The sequence below is a fragment of the Actinomadura sp. RB99 genome, from assembly GCF_014706005.1.
Classification (GTDB): Bacteria; Actinomycetota; Actinomycetes; order Streptosporangiales; family Streptosporangiaceae; genus Spirillospora.
Genome location: NZ_JABMCA010000009.1, coordinates 18,745 through 40,979 on the forward strand (window position 1 = coordinate 18,745; position 22,235 = coordinate 40,979).

General features: G+C 75.9%; 17 protein-coding genes. 5 read left to right on the forward strand and 12 right to left on the reverse strand.

Annotated features, from left to right (window positions below; genetic code table 11):
• Positions 1 to 215: 215 nt before the first annotated feature.
• The 5 genes from lanL (at position 216) to amrb99_RS53080 (ending at position 8,944) form a co-directional block, all read left to right on the forward strand.
• Positions 216 to 3,065, forward strand: coding sequence for a class IV lanthionine synthetase LanL (gene lanL, locus amrb99_RS11010; RefSeq protein WP_190855569.1), 2,850 nt, complete (start codon positions 216 to 218; stop codon positions 3,063 to 3,065).
• Entirely contained in the window at positions 3,062 to 5,077 is a 2,016-nt protein-coding gene (locus amrb99_RS53075; protein WP_190855571.1) for an alpha/beta fold hydrolase, read from the forward strand. The genes lanL and amrb99_RS53075 overlap by 4 nt, the downstream gene beginning before the upstream one ends.
• A 5-nt stretch (positions 5,078 to 5,082) precedes the next feature.
• Complete coding sequence (locus tag amrb99_RS11020; RefSeq protein WP_190855574.1) at positions 5,083 to 5,241, forward strand: VenA family class IV lanthipeptide; 159 nt, start codon at positions 5,083 to 5,085, stop codon at positions 5,239 to 5,241.
• Between the two features lie 146 nt (positions 5,242 to 5,387).
• Complete coding sequence (locus amrb99_RS11025) at positions 5,388 to 7,214, forward strand: ABC transporter ATP-binding protein (protein WP_190855576.1); 1,827 nt, start codon at positions 5,388 to 5,390, stop codon at positions 7,212 to 7,214.
• Entirely contained in the window at positions 7,211 to 8,944 is a 1,734-nt protein-coding gene (locus amrb99_RS53080) for an ABC transporter ATP-binding protein (protein ID WP_190855578.1), read from the forward strand. Before amrb99_RS11025 ends, amrb99_RS53080 begins: the two co-directional genes overlap by 4 nt.
• Before the next feature lie 15 nt (positions 8,945 to 8,959).
• Here the strand turns inward: amrb99_RS53080 and amrb99_RS11035 are convergent, their stop codons facing one another.
• From amrb99_RS11035 to amrb99_RS11090, 12 genes are all read right to left on the reverse strand, one after another.
• A complete protein-coding gene (locus amrb99_RS11035; protein WP_190855579.1) occupies positions 8,960 to 10,129 on the reverse strand; it encodes an LLM class flavin-dependent oxidoreductase in 1,170 nt (389 codons plus the stop codon).
• Positions 10,126 to 11,226: an LLM class flavin-dependent oxidoreductase gene (locus amrb99_RS11040; protein WP_190855581.1), complete on the reverse strand. Its 1,101-nt coding sequence runs from the start codon at positions 11,224 to 11,226 to the stop codon at positions 10,126 to 10,128. Before amrb99_RS11040 ends, amrb99_RS11035 begins: the two co-directional genes overlap by 4 nt.
• Complete coding sequence (locus amrb99_RS11045) at positions 11,223 to 12,419, reverse strand: LLM class flavin-dependent oxidoreductase (protein WP_190855583.1); 1,197 nt, start codon at positions 12,417 to 12,419, stop codon at positions 11,223 to 11,225. The genes amrb99_RS11040 and amrb99_RS11045 overlap by 4 nt, the downstream gene beginning before the upstream one ends.
• Positions 12,416 to 13,777, reverse strand: a complete 1,362-nt coding sequence (locus amrb99_RS11050) for an NtaA/DmoA family FMN-dependent monooxygenase (RefSeq protein ID WP_190855586.1) — start codon at positions 13,775 to 13,777, stop codon at positions 12,416 to 12,418. The genes amrb99_RS11045 and amrb99_RS11050 overlap by 4 nt, the downstream gene beginning before the upstream one ends.
• The gene (locus amrb99_RS11055; protein ID WP_190855588.1) at positions 13,777 to 14,322 is read right to left on the reverse strand and encodes an NAD(P)H-dependent oxidoreductase; all 546 of its coding nucleotides are present in this window, start codon (positions 14,320 to 14,322) and stop codon (positions 13,777 to 13,779) included. The genes amrb99_RS11050 and amrb99_RS11055 overlap by 1 nt, the downstream gene beginning before the upstream one ends.
• Positions 14,319 to 15,164, reverse strand: coding sequence for a DUF1684 domain-containing protein (locus amrb99_RS11060; protein WP_190855591.1), 846 nt, complete (start codon positions 15,162 to 15,164; stop codon positions 14,319 to 14,321). The genes amrb99_RS11055 and amrb99_RS11060 overlap by 4 nt, the downstream gene beginning before the upstream one ends.
• A complete protein-coding gene (locus amrb99_RS11065; protein ID WP_347256630.1) occupies positions 15,161 to 16,840 on the reverse strand; it encodes an ABC transporter ATP-binding protein in 1,680 nt (559 codons plus the stop codon). Before amrb99_RS11065 ends, amrb99_RS11060 begins: the two co-directional genes overlap by 4 nt.
• On the reverse strand, positions 16,837 to 17,745 hold the full coding sequence (locus amrb99_RS50930; protein WP_190855594.1) for an ABC transporter permease: 909 nt from the start codon (positions 17,743 to 17,745) through the stop codon (positions 16,837 to 16,839). The genes amrb99_RS11065 and amrb99_RS50930 overlap by 4 nt, the downstream gene beginning before the upstream one ends.
• On the reverse strand, positions 17,742 to 18,701 hold the full coding sequence (locus tag amrb99_RS11075; protein ID WP_190855596.1) for an ABC transporter permease: 960 nt from the start codon (positions 18,699 to 18,701) through the stop codon (positions 17,742 to 17,744). The genes amrb99_RS50930 and amrb99_RS11075 overlap by 4 nt, the downstream gene beginning before the upstream one ends.
• A 2-nt stretch (positions 18,702 to 18,703) precedes the next feature.
• Entirely contained in the window at positions 18,704 to 20,275 is a 1,572-nt protein-coding gene (locus amrb99_RS11080) for an ABC transporter substrate-binding protein (protein WP_347256631.1), read from the reverse strand.
• Positions 20,276 to 20,402: 127 nt separating this feature from the next.
• Positions 20,403 to 20,918, reverse strand: a complete 516-nt coding sequence (locus amrb99_RS11085; protein WP_241755456.1) for a flavin reductase family protein — start codon at positions 20,916 to 20,918, stop codon at positions 20,403 to 20,405.
• Positions 20,919 to 20,931: 13 nt separating this feature from the next.
• Complete coding sequence (locus tag amrb99_RS11090; protein WP_241755472.1) at positions 20,932 to 22,137, reverse strand: acyl-CoA dehydrogenase family protein; 1,206 nt, start codon at positions 22,135 to 22,137, stop codon at positions 20,932 to 20,934.
• Between the last annotated feature and the right edge of the window lie 98 nt (positions 22,138 to 22,235).

The window sequence follows — 22,235 nt, forward strand, 5'->3', positions numbered from 1 at the left end:
AGCCATTAATGCGGCCGAAGAATGTTCCCTACCAACCCGGTAGGGATGATTTGTTATTCACCCCTCTGGATTTCTCGCCGGGTCCGTGGTTAACGTGTTCCCGTTCGCCGAGAAGTTCCGGCCGGCACCGGGAGAGGCGAACCCGATCAAGGCGGCATTCGATCTTTGCGCGCGTAGGGCGGCACTCGAAACGCGCAATGAGAGCGGAGATCCTCATGGTGGATTTCAATTTCAGTGTCTTCTCGGCTGCCCCGGAGGCGGCGGACGAGGACACGGCTCTCACCGATCTCCTCACGGCGGCGATCGGTCGGGCGCCCGCCCCGGAGCGGTGGCGCACCGGCCGGGCCGGCATGTGGTGCACCGTCGTCCCCGACGGGGCGCCCCGCCGCCAGCAGGGCTGGAAACTGCACGTCACGGCCACCCCGGCGGCGGCGCCCGAGGTCCTCGAACGATGTCTGGAGGTCCTCCTCCAGGCCGGCTCGGTGTTCAAGTTCGCCGCCACGACCGACTACGTCGCGGCCCTCAACGCGCGCAACACGCCGCGCGGTCATTCGGGCAAGTTCGTCACGGTCTATCCCGAAAGTGATGACGAGGCCGTCCGGCTCGCCGCCGCGCTGCACGACGCGACGGCCGGCCTGCCGGGCCCGCGCATCCTTTCCGACCGGCCCTACGCGGCGGACAGCCTCGTCCATTACCGCTACGGCGCTTTCACCGAGGACCGGCGTCTCACCAATGACGGATTCTACGCCTGGATGATCATCGATCCCGACGGGAATCCGGTCGAGGATCGGCGCATCGGCCGCTACACACCTCCCCCTTGGGTGACCTGTCCCTTTCCTGACAACGGCATGCGGGTCACCCGCCCGGAAGGCGGTTCCCGAAAGGACATCGTCATCGGCGGGCGCTTCGCGGTCAAGAACGCGATCCGCCACACCAACAAGGGTGGAGTTTACCGTGCCGTGGACGTCCGCAGCGGTGACGCGATTGTGCTCAAGGAAGCACGTCCGCATGTCGCCGCGGATATGGAGGGCCGCGACACCCGGGACCGGCTGCGCGCGGAGGCCCGCGCCCTGGAACGGATTCAGGACCGGAGAATCGCGCCCCGCTCGGCCGGCTTGTTCACCCAGAACGGGCACCTCTTCCTCGCGCAGGAGATGATTCCCGGAACGCCGCTGCGGGAATGGACGGCCGATTCCATCCGCGAGGCCGGCTGGGGCCCGCACCTCGCTCCGGCGCTCGACATGGCGCGCCGGCTGGCCGACCTGATGATCGAGGCGCACGCCGCCGGGCTCGTCCTGCGCGACTTCAACCCCAACAACGTCATGGTGCGGCCGGACGGCGCGCCGGTGCTGATCGACCTCGAACTGGCCGCGGTCGCCGGAGGCGGTGAGGACGTGCCGCTGCGCGCAGGCACCCCCGCCTTCAGCTCGCCGGAGCAGTTCGAGGGCGCGCCGCCCCACCCGACGGCGGACTACTACAGCCTCGGCGCGACGCTGTGCTACGTCCTCACCGGCGGCCCGCCCTACTTCCTGGAGGAGCACCCGCGGCCCCGGCCGTTGACGCAGCGGCTCACCGAGTGGCTGGCGGCCCGCACCCAGGGCCTGGACCTGCCCGAGTCCCTGCGGGCGGTGCTCGTGGAGCTGATGGCGGACGACCCCGGACGCCGCTGCACGCCGGCGCGGGCCCGCTCCGTCCTGGCCTCGTGCGCGCCGACCCCCGTCCCGCCCCAGGCCCGGCGCGCCGGGACCGACCGCGGGCACATCACCGACGGGCACACCGCCGACGGGTACGCCGCCGACGAGGACGCCGACCTCGGCGAGGCCGCGCCCGAGTGGCTGCGGGAGGCGTGCGAGCAGGCCGTCAGGGGCCTCACCGGCCGGCTGCTCGCGGCCATGGATCCGGAGTCGCCGCAGGCGCTGTGGCCGATGTCCTGCGTGCACGGCGCGCCCGACCCGTGCAGCGTCCAGCACGGCGCCGCCGGATGCACCGGCGCGCTGGTGCGGTACATGCGGCACACCGACGATCCGCGCCTCCCGGACGCGTCCGCCACGGCGTCGCGCTGGATGCTGGACCGCCTGCGGGACGGCACCCGGCGGCCGTCCGGGCTGTACTTCGGGACGGCCGGCGTCGCGTGGGCGCTGCTCGACGCGGGCCTGGCGCTCGGCGACGATGGCCTGGCCGAGGAGGCGGTCGCGCTGGCGGAGGCGCTCCCGGCCACCGCCCCCGGGCCCGACGTCACCCACGGCACCGCGGGAATCGGCCTGACCGCCCTGCACCTGTGGGCCCGGACCGGCCGGCCGCTGTTCGCCGAGCGCGCCCTGGCCGCCGCCGACGCGCTGGCCGCCTCGGTCGAGGAGGGCCCGGACGGGCTCGTCTGGCGGACGCCCGCCCACGTGGAGTCGAAGCTGGCGGGCAAGTCGTACTACGGGTTCGCGCACGGCATCGCGGGCGTCGGGTACTTCCTGCTCGCCTGCGCCGAGGCGACCGGGCGCGACGAGCACCGGGAGCTGGCCGTCCGGGTCGGGGACAGCCTGCTGGACGCGGCGGTCATCACGCCGCGCTCGGCGATGTGGGGCGCCGGGACCGGCGACCCGCCCACCGCGCCGTACTGGTGCCACGGCGCGTCCGGGATCGGGACGTTCCTCGTCCGGCTCGGCGCCGCGACCGGCGAGGCGCGGTTCCTGCGCGCGGCCGACCTGTCCGCCGGCGCGGTGACCGACCAGTCCTGGCGCGCGGTGCTCGGGCAGTGCCACGGCCTGGCGGGCAACGGCGACTTCCTGCTCGACATGGCCGACATCACCGGCGACGCCCGGCACCGGGCCGCCGCCTGGCGGCTCGCCCGGATCATCATCGCCAACCGCGCGCACCGCGACGGCCGGATCGTCCTGCCCGACGAGCGCGGCGACGTCTCGATGAGCTGGGGCGAGGGGCTGAGCGGGGTGCTGGCGTTCCTGGTCCGGCTGCGGTACGGCGCGGAACGGCTCTGGATGGCCGACGGCGCGGGCGCGGCGGGCGCGGCCGAGGACGCGGTGGCCGGCACGGCCGTGCGGGGGTCCGCCTCGTGAACGCCACCGCGAACGGCACCACGGGCGGCACCGCGAACGGCGCCGTGAACGGCACCGCGGGCGGCGCGGCCGACGCGGCCGTGCCCGCGCTGCCGGAGATCCCGACCCGGTTCGGCCTCGCCTTCTCCGCCGGCGGCCGGTGGGCCGCCTGCCTGAGCGCCGTCGGCGACCACGTGACGCTGGAGCGGTGGAACCTCGCCCGCACCGTGCCGTCGCGGCGGGTGTTCGGCGGCGGGACCGTCGCCTCCGGACCGGACCGCCGGGAGCCCGTCGACCGGCACAGCCGCCCGCTGCCGCTGGACGACGGCCGCCTCCTCGTCGTCCGTCCCGAGGTCGACGCCCGCGGGGCGCCCTCCGGCCACGGGACGGTGGTCGCGGCGCAGGCCGGGCACGGCGGCACGACCGTCGGGCGGTCCTGGTGGATCCCGTCGATGCTCGCCGGGTACGCGCTGGCGAGCCCGGGCGCCCCGCAGACCGTCGTCCTCGTGACCGTGGAGGACGAGCACCGGTCGCGGATCTGGGAGCTGTCGCTCGCCACCGGCCGGCTCGAACCGGTCATGGCCGTCCCCGGCACGCTGTCGGGCGGCGTCTGGCTCGACGACGGGCGCACGCTGGCCCTCGACCAGGCGACCGCGGACCACCGCGCCGACGGGATAGCCGTCGACCTGCGCGAACGCTCCTGGCGGCGGGTCTGGTCGGTGGCCGCCGCGACGGCGGACCGGATCGTCGCCCGCGACCGCCGCTCGGGGACGCTCGCGGTGACCACCGGCCTTCCCGGCGCCGAGTGGACCGGCTCCCTGCGGATCGGGCTGTGGTCGCCCGGCGGCGGGCGCGTCCGGTTCCCGGCGGCGCTCAACCGGCCCGGCGGCGGCATGGTCCCGCTGACCTTCGACGACACCGGCGCGCACCTGCTGGTGAGCGAGGTGTCGGGCGCCGTGTCGCGGCTCCTCGTGCACACCCGGGAGGACGACCGGCTCACGCCGGTGGCCGTCCCGCCCGGGACGGCGGGGCCGCCCGCCTCGTGGACGGGCGACCGCATCCACCTGCGGTTCTCGGCGCCGCACCTGCCGCCGACGCTGGCGACGGCGCACCGGCCGCCGCTCGCGGGCTGGGCGCCGGTGCGGCGGGCGCCCGACGTCGCGGCGGACTGGCGGAACGCCGAGCTGGTCGAGCTGGCGGGCCCGGCGGGGCCGATCGAGGCGATCGTCTACGGCGGTCCCCGCTGGCGGGAGCGGCGGCACCTGGTGCTGGCGCTGCACGGCGGCCCGCTGTCGGCGTGGCGGTTCGAGTTCGACCCGCTGTTCCAGCACCTCGCCGCCGCCGGCATCGCGGTGGTGGCGCCCAACCAGCGCGGCAGTACCGGCTACGGCGCGCGCCACCTGCGCGCGGTGATCGGCGACTGGGGCGGCCCCGACCTGGAGGACGTCGTCCACCTGGCGCGCGGCATCGCCCTGCCCCGGCGGGACGCGGGGCTGCCGGAGCCGGTCGTCCTCGGCGGCAGCTACGGCGCGTTCCTCGCGCTGCTGGCCGCCTGCCAGAGTCCGGACCTGTGGTCGGGCTGCGCGGCGCTCGCGCCGTTCACCTCCGCCGACGGGCTGTACCGCGACGCGCCCGCCCCCGTCCGGGACCGGGTCGCGCGGCTCACCCGGACCGGCGGTGGCACCGGACCCACCGACAAGGAACCCGCCCCCACGGAAGAGGGCGGTACCGGACCGGGCGGCGACGCGCCCGGCGCGGGACGCGACGTCCTGCGCGCGTGCGCCGCGCTCACGGCGCCGCTGCTGCTGGCGCACGGGACCCGCGACGAGGTCATCCCCGTCGCGCACTCCCGGGCGCTGCGGCGGCGCCTCCTCGAACTCGGCAGGACCGAAGGGGCCGGCCTCGACTACATCGAGGTCGACGACGGGCACACCGCCGTCGTCCAGGCATGGTCCCCGGTCCTCCGGACGGCGGTGGTCCGCTTCTGCCTCGCGGCGGAGCGGATCTCGGCGACGACGAACGGAGGGAGGTGAACAGAATGGAGAACATCTTCGAGGGTGACCTCGTGGCGGAGCTTCAGGAGCTGCCCGAGACCGACCCGATCGAGATCGAGGGCGTTCAGCTCAGCGGCACGTGCGCCTGCGTCGGCCTGCTGACCCTGCTGAACTCCGTGTGCATCGGCATCTCCTGCGCGTGATGCCCGATCCCTACCGCGGGCCGGGGCGCCTGAGGTGACCCCCGTCCGCAGACACCGGTCACGGGCCGGCCGAGAGGCCGGTCCGTGACCGGACCCACTTTCCACTGTAACCCGACGGCCGCCGAACGCGAACGGAGCCGACGAGCGTGCCCGATCCCGAGCCCGAGTCCGCCGCGGGCGGCGGACCCCCGCCTCTCGCCGGATCCCCCGCCGCGCCCGCCGCGCTGCGCCGGGACGGCAGGCGGCTGCTGCGCGCGGCGGCGCGCCGCTTCCGCGGACCGCTCGTCCTGCTGGCGGCCGTCACGGCCGTCCGCGTCGCGGCGATGCTCGCGACGCCGGTCATGCTCGGCCGGGCGATCGACGCCGTCCGCTCCGGCCGGGGCCTCGGCGCCGCCGTCGCCGGGCTCGCCGCCGTCCTGCTCGCCGCCGCCCTCGCCGACGCCGCCGAGGAGCTGGCGGGCACCTACTGCGGCAGCCGCATCACCGCGTGGCTCCGGCACCGCCTCGTCGGGCGGGTCCTGGAGCTGGGCGTGCCCGGACGGCGCCGCTTCCCCGCCGGGGACGTGCTGTCCCGGCTCACCGAGAGCGCGGGCGGCCCGGCCGTGTTCCCGACGCTGCTGCTGTCCGGCGCGGCGGTGCTGGCGACCACGGCCGGCGCGGTCGTCGCCCTCGGCCTCATCGACTGGACGCTCGCGCTGGTCTTCGCCCTCGGGACGCCGCCGGCCGTCCTCGCGCTGCGGATGTTCGTCGCGAAGGCGGGCGCGCCGTTCGCCGACTACCAGCGCCACCAGGCGGAGATCGGCACGCGGCTGCTCGACGCCCGGCAGGGCGCCCGCACCATCCGGGCCTCCGGCACCGCCGCCCGCGAGGTCCGGCGGATCCTGCGGCCGCTCCCGCTGCTGGGGGCGGCCGGGCGCCTGACCTGGGACGCGCAGGGGCAGGTGGGCTGGCGGCTCGCGCTGCTCGCGCCGCTGCTGCAGATCATGGTGGTCGGCGTCGCCGGGGTCCGCCTCGCGAGCGGCGACGTCACGGCCGGGGAGCTGGTCGCCGCCGCGTCGTACACGGCCATGGCGGTCGGCGCGGCGGCGCTCTTCGACACCTTCGTCGCGCTGCTGAACTGCGAGGTCGCCGCCGGGCGCGTCGCGGAGATCCTCGACGCGGACCCGGCCGTCCGGCCGCCGGAGCGGCCCGTCCCGCTGCCGGACGGTCCCGGCGCGCTGCGGCTGCGCGGGGTCACCGTCCGGGTCGGCGGCCGGACGGTGCTCGACCGCCTCGATCTCGCGGTGCCGCCGCGGACCGCCGTCGCGGTCGTCGGGACGTCCGGGTCGGGCAAGAGCGTGCTGGTGGCGACGGTCGCGCGGCTCGCCGACCCGGACGAGGGCCGCGTCGAGCTCGACGGCGTGGACGTCGCGGACGTCGCGCTCCCGGAGCTGCGGCGCGCCGTCGCGTACGCCTTCGAGCGTCCCGCGCCGCTCGGCGCCACCGTGCACGACATGATCGCCTACGCGCGGCCGGGCGCCACCCGCGCCGAGGTGCGCCGCGCGGCGCGGACCGCGGCGGCCGACGGGTTCGTCCGGGCGCTGCCGGCCGGGTACGACACCCCGCTCGCCGAGGCGCCGATGTCGGGCGGCGAGCTGCAGCGGCTGGGGCTGGCCCGCGCGGCGCTGGCGGACGCGCGGCTGCTCGTCCTCGACGACGCCACGAGCAGCCTCGACACCGCGACGGAGATGCGGGTGACGCGGGCGCTGCGGGAGGTCCTCGCGGGGCGCACCAGCCTGGTGGTGGCGCGGCGGCCCGCGACGGCGGCCCGCGCGGACCTCGTCGCCTGGCTCGACGCGGGCCGGATCCGCGCGCTCGCGCCGCACGGCGAGCTGTGGGCCGACCCCCGGTACCGGGCCGTGTTCGCCGCCGAGCCCGGCGAGCCGCCCGGCGAACCGGCGCCGTACGCCGCCGCACCGGGGCCCGCCCTGTGACCGCCGCGCCCGCCGCCCGGCTGCTGCGCCGCCACCTGCGCGGGCGGTGGCCCGCGATGCGGCGCCTGGCCCTGTGGTCGGCGGTCGAGAGCCTGCCGTCGTTCGCGTCCGGCCTGCTGCTCGCCCGCGCGATCGACGACGGCTTCCTCGCCCGCCGCCCGCTGACCGGGCTCGGCTGGCTGGCCGCCCTCGCGGTCCTCCAGGCGGTCGGCGCGCTCGGCACGCGGCGGATCTACCCCTGGCTCGCCGCCACCGTCGAGCCCCTCCGCGACTCCCTCGTCGGCGCGGTCGTCACCGGCGCGCTGCGCCGCACGATCGACCGGGCGGCCGGCCCCGCGTCCGCGTCCGGCGGCGCCGGTGCGGGGATCTCGCAGGTCACCGAGCAGGCGGAGGCCGTCCGGGCGCTGCTCGGGACGGCGCTGCGCAACGTCCGGCAGATGCTCGCGGCGGGGATCGCCGCGCTGCTCGGGCTGACCCTGCTCGCCCCGCTGCCCGCCCTCACCGCCGCCGTGTCCGTGACGCTCGCGCTGGCGCTGTTCGGCGCGCTGCTCGGCGTCCAGGTCCGCCGCTACCGCACCGTCGTGCGGGACGCGGAGCGCATCGGCGAGACGGCGACCGAGATCGTCCAGGGCGTCCGGGACGTGGTGGCGTGCGCGGCCGAGCCGCGCGCCGCCCGGACCGTGGGCGAGGCGGTCGACGCGCAGGCCGGGGCGCTGCGGGCGTTCGCCCGGTCCCGGCTCGTCCGGCTGCCCGTGCTGGCGCTCGGGGTGCACGTGCCGCTGCTCGCGCTGCTCGCCCTGTCGCCGCGGCTCGTCGAGGACCACCGGCTCACCACCGGACAGGTGGCGGGCGGGGTGAGCTACCTGGTCACCGGGCTCCAGCCCGCGATGGTACTGCTGGTCGACGCCGGCGGGACGCTGCTGCTCAGCCTGGCCGTGGTCCTCGGGAGGCTCGCCGAGGTCTGCGCGGAACCGGCCCGCGCGCCCCGCTTCGCGGCGCCGGTGACCGCCACGTCCTACGACCTGGAGGCCGAGAACGTGACGTTCGCGTACTCGGCCGAGGCCGCGCCGGTCCTCGCCGACCTGTCCCTGTCCATCCCGGAGGGCACCCATCTGGCCGTCGTCGGGCCGAGCGGGACGGGCAAGTCGACGCTCGCGGACGTCCTCGCCGGACTCGTCCGGCCCCAGCGGGGAGGCGTCACGCTCGGCAAGGTGCCGCTGCCCGAGCTGGACGAGGCGCAGCTCCGGTCGGCCGTCGCGCTCGTCCCGCAGGAGAGCTACGTGTTCGCCGGGACGCTGCGGGAGAACCTCGCTTACCTGCGCCCCGACGCCGCCACCGCCGACATCGACGAGGCCGTGGACGCCGTCGGCCTGGCCGGGACGGTGGAGCGGCTCGGCGGCTACGACGCCGCCGTGCCGCCCGGCGGCGGGTCGCTGTCGCAGGGGGAACGCCAGCTCGTCACGCTCGTCCGCGCGTACCTGTCCGCGGCGCCCGTGACGATCCTCGACGAGGCGACCTGCCACCTGCACCCCGCCGCCGAGGCCCGCGCGGAGCGGGCGCTGGCCGCGCGCGGCGGCACGCTCATCGTCATCGCGCACCGGATCAGCTCCGCGCAGCGGGCCCAGCGCGTCCTGCTGCTGGACGGCTCGGCCCCGCAGCTCGGCACGCACGGCTCCCTGCTCGCCCTCAGCCCCGTCTACGCCGAACTGGTCGGCCACTGGCAGACCTGACGGCGCCGGGCGCCGTCAGTGGCGGGCCTGGCGCGGGACGGTGACCGGGGGCGCCGTGACCGGGGGCGCCGCGCGGTCCCAGGCCGCGGCGAGCAGCTCGTAGGAGCGGACGCGGTCGGCGTGGTCGTGGGTGATCGTCGTGATGAGCAGCTCGTCGGCGCCGGTGACGCGCTGGAGGGTCGCGAGGCCGTCCACGACCGTGCCGGGCGCCCCGGCGAACTGGGTGTCGACGCGGTCGGCGACCAGGTCGAGGTCCTCGGGCCGCCACTCGTGCGCGGCGGCCTGCACCGGGGTGGGGAACGGGATCGCCGCGAGCCGGGACCGGATGCTGTGCACCCACAGCGCGTACGGCGACGCCAGCTCCCGCGCCTCCTCGTCGGTCGGCGCCACCACCGCGTCGGCCGAGACGATGACGTACGGCTCGTCCAGCACGTCCGACGGCCGGAACGCGGCCCGGTACGCCTCGACGGCCTCCAGCACGTTGGACGGGCTGACGTGGTAGTTCGCCGCGAACGGCAGCCCGCGCTCGCCCGCGACGCGGGCGCTCTCGCCGCCGCTGCTGCCGAGGATCCACAGGGCGAGGTCGGCGCCCTCGCCTGGGGTGGCGTGCGCCTCCTGGCCGTCCCTGGCGTAGGTGCCGGCGATCAGCGCGGCGATGTCGTCGACGACGCCGGCGAAGCCGGGGGACTCGGCGCCCGGCTGCTGGAGCAGCGCGCCGTGCAGCCCGAACGCGGCGGACGCGGCGAGCCGGGTGAAGTCGAACGGCGCGGGGATGAGCAGCCCGTCTACCACCTCGGCCTCGCGGGCGGGCTTCGGAGGCGCCGCGGGCCGGGCGGCGGCCTCGGCGCGGCGCTGCCCCGAGCGGCCGAGCCCGAGGTCGATGCGGCCGGGGTGCAGCGCGTCGATCGTGCCGAACTGCTCGACGATGGACAGCGGCGTCCAGTGCCCGGTCTGCACCGCGCCGGAGCCGACGCGGATCCGGGACGTGGCCGCCGCGACCGCCTCGATGAGGACCTGCGGCGCGGCGCTGGCGACGCCGGGCGCGAGGTGGTGCTCGGCGAGCCAGTAGCGGCGGTAGCCGGCGGCCTCGGTGCGGCGCGCCAGGTCGAGGGTGTTGCGGAGGGCGTCGCGCGCGGTGCCGCCGGCGGGGATGGGCGCGAGGTCGAGGACGGAGAGGGGGGTCACGGGCGGCTCCCTGCGGCGGTCGTGGCGGGGGCGTTCGGGGCGGGCGGGATCGGTGCGGGCGGGAACGGCCGGCTCGGGATCTCCCTGCGCAGGACGGGCGCGACGTCGCTCTGGAACAGCTCCAAGGACGCGCGGTGCAGGTCCTCGGGGAGCCCGTCGGGATCGGCCTGGACGTGCATGACCTCGTGCCCGAGCCGGTCGTGGTAGCGGTGGACCTTGTCGATGATCTGCTGGGGGCTGCCGATGAGCGCGGAGCTGCGCGCGACGGCGTCCTCGATCGAGTCGAAGACGGGCGTGACGCCGTTGCGGCGGAACAGCTCCTGCCGCGCCTCGAACACCGGCCGGTACACCTCGATGGCGTCCTGGGACCTCGGCGCGACGTAGAGCCCGGCCGTCCCGGCGCCGACCAGGGCGTCGGCGGGGTCGTGGCCGTGGTGCGCCCACCGCTCCCGGTAGTGGGAGACCAGCTCGGCGTACGGTTCGACAGGGTTGGTGACGTTCGCGGAGAACAGCGGGTCGCCGTAGCGGGCGGCCAGCTCGACCGACTCCTTGCTGGTGGCGCTGCCGTGCCAGACGCGGACGGGGCGCTGGAGCGGCCGGGGCAGCACCTCGGCGTTGTCCAGCGGCGGGCGGTGCCGGCCCCACCAGGTGACGGTGTCCTCCCGCCACAGCCGGCGGAACAGCTCGTAGCCCTCGCGGTTGCGGTCCCACTGGTCCTCGGCGGTGACGTCGAACAGCGCGGCCTGCGCGGTGCCGTTGCCCTTGCCGATGATCAGTTCGAGGCGCCCGCCGGACAGGTGGTCGAGCGTGGCGTAGTCCTCGTAGGCGCGGACGGGGTCGAGGAGGCTGAGCGTGGTGACGGCCGTGAACAGCCGGATCGTGGAGGTCCGGGCGGCGATGTGGCTGAGCACGACGGGCGGCGACGACGACAGGAACGGCCGCTCGTGCCGTTCGCCGACGCCGAAGCCGTCGAAGCCGAGCCGTTCGGCGAGGACGGCGTGCTCGACGACGTCGCGGAGCCGTTCGGTGACGGGCTTCAGCGCGCCCGTGCGGGGGTCGGGCGCGTGCACGATGAGGGTGATCGCGAGGAACTTCATGCGGTCGCGTACCGGTTGGCGGGACGGGACAGGCCGAGGTGGCCGCGGAGCGTCGCCGCGTCGTACGCGGTCCGGAACGCGCCGCGCCCTTGCAGGACCGGGACGAGCCCCCTGGTGATCCCCTCCAGGTCGAGGGGGAGGACGCCGGGCCGCAGCCGGAACCCGTCGAGGCCCGCGCCGCGCCAGTCGAGCAGCAGGTCGGCCAGCTCGCCGGGGGTGCCGGCGAAGATCTCGGCGTCGGAGGCGAGGGCGGCGCCGTCCAGCTCGTCCAGGCGGGCCTTGCGGGCGAACGCCGCGCCGGGCGCCTCGTCGAGGAACACCACCAGGTCGGCGAAGACCTTGAGGGGTTCGCCGGCCCGGCCGACCGTCCGCTCCGCCTCGCGGACCTGGGCGATGATGGTGACGGCGTCCGGCCGGGAGTGCGGCGTGACGTAGACGACGTCGGCGCTCCGCGCGGCGAACTCGTAGGGGCCGACGTCGTGCGCGAGGGCGGTGACGAGCGGCTGGCCCTGCGGCGGGCGCGGGGTGATCGAGGGGCCGCGGACGCTGAAGTGGGGGCCCTCGAAGTCGATGTAGTGCAGCTTGTCGCGGTCCAGGAAGCGGCCGGTCGCGGCGTCGCGGATCTCCGCGTCGTCCTCCCAGCTGTCCCAGAGCCGCCGCACGACCTCGACGAAGTCGGCGGCCTCCCCGAACAGCTCGGCGCTGAACGCCGCCCCGTCCGGGGTCGCGAACCAGGGCAGGTCGAACTCGGGGAACGTCCGGCGGCCGAAGTGGGCGGCGTCGGAGAGCCGCGCGCCCGCGACCTGCGGCCGCCAGCCCGCGCGCCCCCGGCTCGCGTAGTCCAGCGACGCGATGCCGATGGACACGTGGAACGGCTCGGTGTGCGTGGTGATCGTCGTCGGGACGAGCCCGATCCGCGACGTGGCGGGCGCGAGCAGCGCGGCCGTCAGTACCGCGTCGAGACGGCCCCTGACCTGGTCGGTCCGGTCGTCGGGCGCGGTCGGGTCGGACGACTGGAGGCCGAGCGAGTCCTCGATGGTGAGGAAGTCGAGCAGCCCGCGCTCGGCCTCGGCGGCCAGGTCCGTCCAGTAGCGGGCGGTGAACAGCGCGCCGGGGCGGGCGGCGGGGTCGCGCCAGGCGGCGGGGTGCCAGCCGGCGTCGGTGAGCGCGGCGGACAGGTGCAGGCCGGTCACGACGCCTCCCTTCCGGATCGGGTCGAGTGGACGCCCGGGACCCGCAGACCGAGGTGGTCGCGCAGCGTGGGCCCGGTGTAGTCGGCGCGGAACACGCCCTTCTCCTGCAGCAGCGGGACGACGTGCTCCACCAGGTCGTCGAGGCCGCCCGGGGTCAGGTGCGGGACGAACACGAAGCCGTCGGCGGCGTCGGTCTGCACGAACTCGTCGATCCGGTCGGCGACCGTGCGGGCCGTGCCGACGAACGTCTGCCGCGCGGTGGCCTCGATGACCAGCTCGCGGATGCTGAGGCCGCGCTCGGCGGCCAGCTCCCGCCACCGGCGGACGGTCTCGGCGCGGTCGCCGCGGAACTGCGCGCGGCCCTTCGAGACGCCCTCGCCGAGGTCGGGGTCGATGTCGGGGAGCGGGCCGTCGGGGTCGTAGGCCGACAGGTCCCGGCCCCAGTAGCCCTCCAGGAATGCGATGGCGTTCTGCGGGGAGACCTGCGCGCGGCGGATCTCGGCGGCGCGCTCGGCCGCGTCCTCCTCGGTGTCGCCGAGCACGTAGGTGACCGCCGGCATGATCTTCAGGTCGTCGGGGCGCCGCCCGTACCGGGGGAGGCGGCTCTTGACGTCCTTGTAGAAGGCCCGGCCGTCCTCCAGGGTGCCGTGCCGGCTGAAGATGACGTCGGCGTCGGCGGCGGCGAACTCGCGGCCCTCGTACGAGTCGCCCGCCTGGATGATCACCGGGTGGCCCTGCGGCGGGCGCGGCACGTTGAACCGGCCGGCGATGTCGAACTGCGGGCCGCGGTGCGCGAACGCGCCCGCGCCGGGGCGGGCGAACTCCCCCGCCGCCGGGTCGGCGACCAGGTCGCCCTCCGCCCAGGAGTCCCACAGCTCGCGGGCGGTGTGCAGGAACTCGGTGGCGCGGGCGTAGCGGTCGGCCTCGGCGAGGTACCCGCCGCGCCGGAAGTTCTCGCCGGTGAACGCGTCCCAGCTCGTCACGACGTTCCAGGCGGCGCGGCCCCCGCTGAGGTGGTCGACGGTGGCGAGCCGGCGCGCCACCTCGTAGGGCTCGTTGAAGGTGGAGTTGACGGTGGCGGCGAGGCCGAGCCGGGTGGTGACGGCCGCCAGCGCCGACAGGACGGTCAGCGACTCGGGCCGCCCCGCCACGTCGAGGTCGTGGATGCGCCCCTTCATCTCGCGCAGCCGCAGCCCCTCGGCGAGGAAGAAGAAGTCGAACTTGCCGCGTTCGGCGGTCTCGGCGAGGTGGACGAACGACCCGAAGTCGATCTGGCTGGCCGACCGGGGGTCCGACCAGACGGTGGTGTTGTTGACGCCCGGGAAGTGGGCCGCCAGGTGGATCTGCTTCACCGGCATCAGAGGGCCCCCGCGGTCGTGCTCGGAGGCGCCGTGATGCTCGCGAGGGCGGCGGACACCTGCGGGGCGACGAGGTCCGCCCACGCGCCGAGCACCTCGGCGGCGTCCGGCACCTGCGCCTCCAGGAACGCCAGGCCGGGGGTCGGGACGGTCGCGCCCAGCTCCACCAGGAGCGGCCGCAGGTGCACCTCGACGGCCAGCGAGTGCTTCGGGTCGCCCATCACCAGCAGCGGCAGCGCGACCGTCGACGCCAGCGCGCCGCCGGGCAGCCGGTCGAGGAACGCCTTCAGCAGGCCGGTGTAGGTGGCCTTGTAGGTCGGGCTCGCGACGACCAGGACGTCCGCCTGTGCCACCCGGTCGAGCGCGTCCTGCACCTCGGGCGGCGGCGCGGCGCCGAGCAGCCCGGACGCGAGTTCCGAGAGGTCGACGACGTCCGGCTCTCCGGCGTGCCCGGCGCGTCCGGCGACCGCCTCGGCGGCCTGGAGCGCGATCTGCAGCGTCCGGGACTTCGGACGCGGGTTCCCGACGAGGACCAGGACGCTCACGACCGCTCCCCCTGTCCCGCGGCGCGCTCGTAGGGGATCTTCTCGCCCGCCTCCACCGCGACCGGCAGCCGGTTCTCGGCGGGCGGTAGCGGGCAGGTCGCGAACTCGGTGTACGCGCACGGCAGGTTGTGCGCGCGGTTGAAGTCGAGCGTCACCGTCCCGTCGGCGGCGGGCGCCGCGACGGACAGCGCGCGGTTCGCGGCGTAGGTGGTGACGCCGGACGTCGCGTCGGTGAACAGGACGAGCAGCTCGCCGGGTCCCTTGCCGTTGAACGCGGTGAGCGCGAGGGACCGGCCGTCCAGCTCGAACTCGATCCTGCCCGGCGCGTCGTAGACGTGCTGGAGCCCCTCGACGGCGGCGCCGACGGTGGTCGGGCGCGGCGCGTCGAACGGGACGTAGCGGCCGGTCACCGCCCAGCGCGGGTCGGGCGGGAAGGCGGGGGTGCCGCGGAACGCGGTGCGCAGCGGATGGTCGGGGTGCCGGGGCCGGACGAGGTCGTTCCCGCCGCGCTTGGCCACCTCGATCGCCGCGTCCCCCCAGATCGCGGTGACGCCGCCGCGCTCGGGCAGCACGCCGAACCGGTGCTCGCCGCGCACGGTCTCGCCGTCCACGACCAGCTCCTCGCCGTCGCCGAGGACGACGGTCACGCCCTCGGGGCCGGTGCTCCAGGCGCCGGGCGCGCCGGGGAGGCGGCGCGGCTCCTCGTCCAGGAAGTGCAGGCCGGTGATCGCGAGGAAGCCGTGCGGGTCGGCGAGCAGCGCCTCCTGCGCGGCGTGCCAGGCGCGCCACTCCTCCGCGAACGCCTCCGCCGTGCCGGTGGTCGTCGTGGTCTGTACGGTCATGTCCGCTCCTCCAACAGCCGTGCGCCTGCGGCGCCGATGCGCGCGTCCCCGCCGGGAATGGCGGCGAGCAGTTCGCGGGTGTACTCGTGGGCCGGGTCGCCGAAGATGGCGCCGGTCGCGCCGGTCTCGACGACCCGTCCGGCCTTCATGACCGCGACCCGGTGCGCGATCTGCCGGACGACCGCGAGGTCATGCGAGATGAACAGGTACGCCAGGCCCGTGCCGTCCTGCAGTTCGGCGAGCAGGTCGAGCACCTGCGCCTGGACCGACACGTCCAGCGCCGAGACGGGCTCGTCGCACACGACGAGGTCGGGTTCGAGGGCCAGCGCGCGGGCGATCGCGACCCGCTGCCGCTGCCCGCCCGACAGCTCGGCGGGGCGGCGCTCCAGCGTCGCGGCCGGGAGCGCGACGCGGTCGAGCAGCTCGCGGGCGCGGGCCGTGCGGGACGCCCGGTCCCCGACGCGGAACGCCCGCAGCGGCTCGGTGATCACCTCGCCGATCGAGAACCGCGGGTCGAGCGAGGCGTACGGGTTCTGGTAGACGAGCTGGGCCCGGCGCCGCAGCCGCCGCAGCGCCGCGCCCCCCGCGGCGGTGACGTCCTCGCCGTCGAACACGATCCGGCCGGACGTCGGCGGGACGAGCCGCAGGATCATCCGGGCCGTCGTGGACTTGCCCGAGCCCGACTCGCCGACCAGCGCGAGCGTCCGGCCCCGGTGCAGGGTGAGGCCGACGTCGTCGACGGCGCGGACGATCCGGCCGCGCGGCAGCGGGAAGTCCTTGACGAGGTGCTCGGCGGCGACCAGCACTTCGCCGGACGCCTCCGGCTCGGCGGGCTCCTGCGGGAGCGCGTGCCGGGGGCGCGCGCGGACGGCGGTGAGGCTCGGCGCGCTGCGCAGCAGCCGGCGCGTGTAGGCGTCCTGCGGGTCCTCGATGATCCGCCGCGCCGGGCCCGACTCGACGACGCGGCCCTGCGACATGACGGCGATCCGCGCGGCCCGGTCGGCGGCCACGCCGAGGTCGTGGGTGACGAGGAGCACGGCGGTGCCGAGCTCCTCGGTCAGGTGCTGGAGGTGGTCGAGGATGCGGCGCTGCACGGTGACGTCGAGGGCGCTGGTCGGCTCGTCCGCGACGATCAGCCGCGGCCCGGCGGCGATCGCGACGGCGATCAGCGCGCGCTGCCGCATGCCGCCGGACAGCTCGTGCGGGTACTGCCGCGCCCGCACCTCCGGCTCCGGCATCCCCGCGCGCTCCAGCGCCTCGACCGCCGCCGCCGGCGCCGTCCGGCGGGTGGCGAGCCCGTGCAGCCGCAGCACCTCCGCGACCTGCTCGCCGATCCGCTTCACCGGGTTCAGCGCGACGCCCGGGTCCTGCGGGACGAGCCCGATCCGGGCGCCGCGCACGGTGCGCAGCTCCCGCTCGGACAGCGCCGCCAGGTCGCGTCCGGCGAACCGGACGGCCCCCGCGTCGAGGGACGCGTTCGGGGCGAGCAGCCGCAGCACGGCGTGCGCGGTGGTGCTCTTGCCCGAGCCCGACTCCCCCACCAGCGCGACGATCTCGCCCGGCCGGACGTCCAGGTCGGCGCCGCGCACGGCCTCCACCCGGCCCGTCCGGGTCCGGTACGAGACGGACAGGCCCGCCACCTCCAGCAGCGGGGCGGTCTCCTGCGGGCCGGTCACCGCCGCCCCCACTCGCCGTCGAGCGCCCGCGCGATCCGGTTCGTGGCGAGCACGGTCGCGGCGATCGTCAGGCCCGGCAGCGCGGTCATCCACCAGGCGTTCGCGAGGTAGTTGCGGCCGTCGGAGATCAGCGTCCCCCATTCGGGCGCGGGCGGCGCCGCGCCGTAGCCGAGGAAGCTCAGCGACGACACCGCGAGCACCGCCGTGCCGAAGTCGAGCGTCGCGAGCACCAGCACCGGCCCGATGGCGTTCGGCAGGACGTGCCGGCCGAGGATCGCGTACCAGCGCGTCCCGCAGGACCGGGCCGCCTCCACGAACACGGCCTGCCGGACCCGCAGCACCTCCGACCGCATCACCCGCGCGAACGTCGCGACGCTGGCGACGCCGACGGCGACCGCGACCTTCACCGTCCCGTAGCCGAGCGCGGTGACCAGCGCGAGCGACAGGAACAGCGCGGGGATCGACAGCAGCACGTCGACGAACCGCATCAGCGCGTCGTCGATCCAGCGGCCGGCGAACCCGGCGAGCAGGCCGAGCAGCCCGCCGGCGACGAACGACACCGCGACCGCGATGAGCGTCGCCTTGAGCGACAGCGCCGCGCCGTGCACGACCCGCGCGTACAGGTCGCGGCCCAGCTCGTCGGTGCCGAACCAGTGCGCCGCGCCGGGCGAACGGAACGCCTGCGCCGGCACGCCGGTCAGCGGGTCCCGCGAGGTGAACAGGCCGGGCCAGAACGACGCCAGCACCACCGCCGCGATCACGAGGACGGACAGGACGAGACCCGGCCGGCGCAGGAAGAACCGGACGGTGCGGGCGGTCCCGGCGCGGCGGCGCGGCGGCGGCTCGGGCTCGCGGGGCCCGTCCGGGACGTCGAGGACGCCGAGGGCGTCGAGGGTGCTGCTCATGCGGGGCTCCAGCGCCGGCCGCCCGCGGCGGAGATCCGCGGGTCCAGCAGCGGGTAGGCGAGGTCGACGATCAGGTTGACCAGGACGAAGACCAGCGACCCGAACACCACGACGCCCTGCACGAGCGGGATGTCCTGGGTGGTGACCGCGCCGGCGGTGACGCGGCCGAGGCCGTTGCGGGAGAACACCGTCTCGATCACCACGGAGTTGGCCATGAGCTGCCCGACGAGGACGCCGACGACCGTCAGCGCGGGCAGCGACGCGTTGCGCAGCGCGTGCCGCAGGTGGATGCGGGCCCGTCCGGCGCCCTTGGCGCGGGCGGTCTGGACGTACGGCTCGTCGAGGGTGGTCAGCAGGCTCTTGGCCAGCACCTGCGCCACGACCGCGCCGGTGGGGATCGCCAGCGTGACGGCGGGCAGGATCAGGCCGCGCAGCCCGCCGTTCCCGAACGCGGGGAGCAGCCGCGCCCGGAACGAGAAGATCTCGACGAGCATCAGCCCGGCCCAGAACGTCGGGACCGACACCCCGAGCGGCGGCAGCGAGAGCAGGAACTGCCGCAGCCACCGCCGGGAGGTGTAGGTGACGGCGAGCGCGAGGCCGCCGCCGAGCAGGACGGCGAGCGCGAGGGCGGCGGCCACGAGCTGGAGGGTGGACGGCAGCGCGTCACCGATGACGGACGTCACCGGCCGCCCGCCGGACACCGAGTCGCCGAAGTCGCCGCGCAGCGCCCGGCCGAGGTAGTGGACGTACTGCACCGGGATCGGCTCGTCGAAGCCGTACTCGGCCCTCAGCCGGGCGATCCGCGCGGGGTCGACGCCCGCCTGGTCGGCGCCCGCCCCGGCCATCGCCGAGACGGGGTCGCCGGGCAGCAGGTCGAGGACCAGGAACGACACCGTGTAGGCCGCCCACAGCACCCCGGCCGCCTGGGCGAGGCGCAAGGCCGCGTAGCGCCGCATCGCTAACCGATCCAGGTGTCGTGGAGCTGGATGCGGCTCGACGCGTCGAACAGCAGGCCGTGGACCTTCTTCGCGACGCCCAGCTCGGTCTGGAGCTCGACGACGGGGATCGTGTAGGCGTGCTGGACGATCTGCCGCTGCGCCTGCGCCACCAGGTCGAGGCGCTTGGCCTGGTCGGGTTCGGCGGCCTGGCCGTCGAGGAGGGCGTCCAGGCCGGTGGCCGGCAGCTTGTACGGGTTGGCGAGCTTGGTGGAGAACGAGCTGCGGAGGATGTCGGGGTCGGCGCGGGTGATGTTGCCGAACAGCAGGTCGAAGTTGCCGGAGGTCTGGAGCTGCGCGAGCTGGGCGACGGGCTGCTCCTTGAGCGCGAGCTGCACGCCGATGGTCTTGAGCTGCTGCTGGAGCAGTTCGAGCGCCGGCTTGTTGGTGGCGGCGACGGGCGCCCAGGTGGCGGTGATGCTGAGCTTCTTGCCGCCCTTCTGCAGGACGCCGTCGCCGCCGGGCGTCCAGCCGTCGGACTGGAGCAGGGCCTTCGCGCGCGCGGGGTCGTGCGCCAGTGCGGCGCCGACGTTGACGTAGCCGGGCGTGGTGTGGGCGAGGACGCTGGTGGCGGGGTGCGTGCCTGCGGGGAAGACGGTCTGGGCGACCTGCTGCCGGTCGACGCCCAGCGCGATCGCCTGCCGGACCTTCTCGTCGTTGAGCGGCGACCGGGTGTTGTTGGGGGTGAGGCCGAAGACGACGCCGGGATTGGCACGTGCCAGCAGCTGCACGCCGGACGCCTTGAGCGCCGCCTCGTCGGCCCGGCCGACGCTGCCGATGGCGTCGACCTGGCCGGACGTGAGCCCGCCGGTCCGCACGCCCGACTCGGGGAGGATCTTGAACACGACGCGGTCGAGGTAGGCGGTGCCCGGCTTCTTCCACAGCGACGAGCCCCACGCGTAGCCCTTGCGGGCGGCCAGCGTGATCGACTGGCTCGGCACGTACTTCTGGAGCGTGAACGGCCCGGATCCGACGATGCCCTGCGCGCACCGCTGCTGCGGCGTCCTGCGGACGCTGGCCTCGGCCTCGATGCCGAGCGAGTGCGTGGCGGTGGCCTGGAGGAACTGGGCGTTCGGCTGCTTGAACCGGACCTTGAAGGTGAGGTCGTCGACGACGTCGGTGCCCTGGTAGCCGCTGAGGTAGCCCTCCGCCAGCAGCGCGAGCGGGCCGAGCTTCGGGACGGCGTCGAAGTTGGCCTTGACGACCTTGGAGGTCAGCGGGGTCCCGTCGCTGAAGGTGACGCCGGGGCGCAGGTGGAAGGTGAACGTCCGGGCGTCGTCGCCGATGGTCCAGCTCTGCGCGAGCCAGGGCACGATCTTGCCGGTGGACGGGTCCTGGTCGGTGAGCGAGTCGACGAGCTGGCGCACCGAGTAGATGCTGTCGTTGCTGGCGACCTGCTGCGGGTCGGCGCAGCCCGCGTCCGATCCGACGGCGAAGGTCAGGGTGCCGCCGGTGCGGGGCGTCCCGGTGCCGCCGCCGGACGCGCCGCCGCCCGATCCGCACGCGGTCAGCGCCGCCAGTCCGGCCGCCAGCACGGCGGCGCTCCTCCAGGGGCCCGGCGTCGCATTCACGTGGATCTCTCCCATCACGGTCTGCTGATCACGGCCAACGTAAGCGGGCGATCATGTATCAGTCAATACCGACCAACAAAGTAGGAAATAGTCAGCCGAGCCGGCGGAAGGCGCTGGCGTGGAACACCAGCGGCGGGACGTCGGGGGCGGCGTCCAGGTCGTGCACGCGGAACACGACGATGTCGTGGTCGCCGGAGCGGACCCGCTGCTCGACCGTGCACTCGTACCAGGCGGACGCGCCCTCGACGAGCACGCCGCCGCCCGGCGTGGACCGCCACGCGACCCCGGCGAACCGGTCGCCGGTGCGGGCGCCGAGCCGCCGGCCGACGTCCTCCTGGTGCGCGCCGAGCACGCTGATCCCGATGCGGGGCAGCTCGCGCAGCAGCGGCCAGGTCGTGGACGTGTGCGCGACGCACACCGACACCAGGGGCGGGTCGAGGGACACGGGGACGAACGAGCTGGCGGCGATGCCGGCGGGCCGCCCGCCCGCCAGGCCCGCGACGACCGCGACGCCGGTCGGGTAGGCGCCGTAGACGCGGCGGAGGTTCAGGTCGAGCGCCGTCATCGCGCCGCCCGCCCGGCGGACGGTGGCGCGGCGGAGGGCCAAGGGGGCGTCAGGGTCACGGTGGGGCCTTCCTTTCGGGAGGGAACTCGCCGGTCAGGAACTCGCGGCCGACCTCGGCCTGCCGGTGGGCGACCGGGTCGTGCAGGGTCTTGGCGTAGCGCCAGAACCGGGCCAGGCCCGGACGCGCGCGGGCGGAGTCCGGCCCGGCCAGCTCGAACACGCGGGAGGCGACCGCCAGCGAGGCCTGGACGGCGGCGATCTTCGCGGTGGCGACCAGGACCGCCGTCTCGCAGTACCGCTCGTCCGGCGGGCCCGCGCTTTCCGCGCTCTGGGGCCGGGCGGCGGCGCCGTGCAGGTCCGGGGCCAGGTCGTCGGCGGCCCGGTCCGCCAGCGCGCGGGCCGCGCGCACCTGCGCCAGCAGGCCGCCGTAGGCGCCGGCGAGGTAGGCGTCGCCGCCGGTCCGCCTCGCCTGCCCGAGCGGCCACGGCCGCGACCGGGCGACGGCGTGCGCGCGCGCCGCGTCGAGCGCCCCTTCGGCGATGCCGAGGTAGAGCTGCGCGAACACCATCTGAATGGCGGGGGCCATCAGCGCGGTGGACGCCGGGCTGGGCCGTCCGATGACGTCGTGCTCGCCGACGATGGCGCCGGAGAAAAGGACCGTTCCGTTCGGCGCGCCGCCCGCGCCGCCCTCGGCGCGCGCGACGCCCGGCCCGGCCGGATCGACCAGGACCATCAGCGGTTCCCCGGTGTCGGCGCGGGTCGCGCCGACGGCCAGGCGGTCGGCGAGGACGGCGCCGGAGGTGATCGCCGTCGTGCCGTCCAGGGTGAAGCCGCCGTGCGGGCGCGGCGCCAGGGTGGGCGACGCGTCGCGCGGGTCGGGGGCGCCGCCCCACAGCCGGCAGGCGGCGGCCGCGACCGGCCAGACCCGCTCGCGGTCCGCTTCGGTGCCGTGGAGGGCGGGCGTCCAGGACAGCAGGTAGTGGTGCCCGAGGAGCAGCCCGAGGTCGCCGTTGGCGGCGGCGACCTCGCGGACGACCTGGAAGGCGGTGCGCCAGGTGGCTCCGCCGCCGCCGTGGCGGGCGGGGATCAGCAGCGTGAGCAGCCCGGCCTGCCGCAGGGCCTCGGCGCCGCGCGCCTGCGGGCGCCCGGCGTGGCGGCCGTCCGGGTCGTCCACGTCCGGGCCGGACGCGGTGGTCCGCGCCAGGGCGAGCCAGCCCGCGTGGTCGCGCGGGGGGACCCGCTGCGCGGGCTCGTCGCACATGGTGGTCACGGTCGTCTCCCAAGGGCCGGGATCGTCCCGGCGGACGCGGGGAGTGTAAGCACCCATCCGGCAAAAAATCAACTAAATCAGTAGGAAAT

Bases quoted from the DNA above. Each gene is read 5' to 3' on its own strand.
- lanL (WP_190855569.1), top strand. From the start codon at position 216: ATGGTGGATTTCAATTTCAGTGTCTTCTCGGCTGCCCCGGAGGCGGCG.
- amrb99_RS11020 (WP_190855574.1), top strand. From the start codon at position 5,083: ATGGAGAACATCTTCGAGGGTGACCTCGTGGCGGAGCTTCAGGAGCTG.
- amrb99_RS11040 (WP_190855581.1), bottom strand. From the start codon at position 11,226: ATGAAGTTCCTCGCGATCACCCTCATCGTGCACGCGCCCGACCCCCGC.
- amrb99_RS11050 (WP_190855586.1), bottom strand. From the start codon at position 13,777: ATGCCGGTGAAGCAGATCCACCTGGCGGCCCACTTCCCGGGCGTCAAC.
- amrb99_RS11060 (WP_190855591.1), bottom strand. From the start codon at position 15,164: ATGACCGTACAGACCACGACGACCACCGGCACGGCGGAGGCGTTCGCG.
- amrb99_RS50930 (WP_190855594.1), bottom strand. From the start codon at position 17,745: ATGAGCAGCACCCTCGACGCCCTCGGCGTCCTCGACGTCCCGGACGGG.
- amrb99_RS11075 (WP_190855596.1), bottom strand. From the start codon at position 18,701: ATGCGGCGCTACGCGGCCTTGCGCCTCGCCCAGGCGGCCGGGGTGCTG.
- amrb99_RS11090 (WP_241755472.1), bottom strand. From the start codon at position 22,137: ATGTGCGACGAGCCCGCGCAGCGGGTCCCCCCGCGCGACCACGCGGGC.